We start from the raw sequence: 506 nt of genomic DNA, 5'->3' as shown, positions 1-506 counted from the left end.
TCTGAATTTGCTAACTTACTTGCTAGTGAAAGTGGTAAATTACAAAGTGCTGTTAAGAACTTAACTGATTCTTCATCAAGCCAAGCTTCTTCTTTAGAAGAAACAGCAGCAGCATTAGAAGAGATTACTTCTTCTATGCAAAATGTATCTCATAAAACTAGTGAAGTTATTGCTCAAAGTGAAGAAATTAAAAATGTTACTTCTATTATTGGAGATATTGCAGATCAAATTAACCTACTTGCATTAAATGCAGCTATTGAAGCAGCACGTGCTGGTGAACATGGACGTGGCTTTGCTGTTGTTGCTGATGAAGTTAGAAATCTAGCTGAAAGAACTCAAAAGTCTTTAGGTGAAATAGAAGCTAATACTAATATCTTAGTTCAATCTATTAATGAAATGGGTGAGAGTATTAAAGAGCAAACTACAGGTATTACTCAAATAAATGATGCTGTAGCTCAAATTGATCATGTAACTCAAGAGAATTTAAAAATAGCTAATGATAGTGC

General features: G+C 33.0%; 1 protein-coding gene. It reads left to right on the top strand.

Going from position 1 to position 506, the window contains the following annotated elements; all coding sequences use genetic code 11:
• Positions 1-506: methyl-accepting chemotaxis protein (locus L8X36_RS08065; RefSeq protein WP_263683328.1), on the top strand; the 506-nt coding region annotated here is incomplete at both ends.

Source organism: Campylobacter sp. CNRCH_2014_0184h (assembly GCF_025772985.1).
In the GTDB taxonomy this organism is placed as follows: Bacteria; Campylobacterota; Campylobacteria; order Campylobacterales; family Campylobacteraceae; genus Campylobacter_D.
Note: the sequence above shows the minus strand (reverse complement) of the source record. Positions and strands in the feature narration are given on the sequence as shown.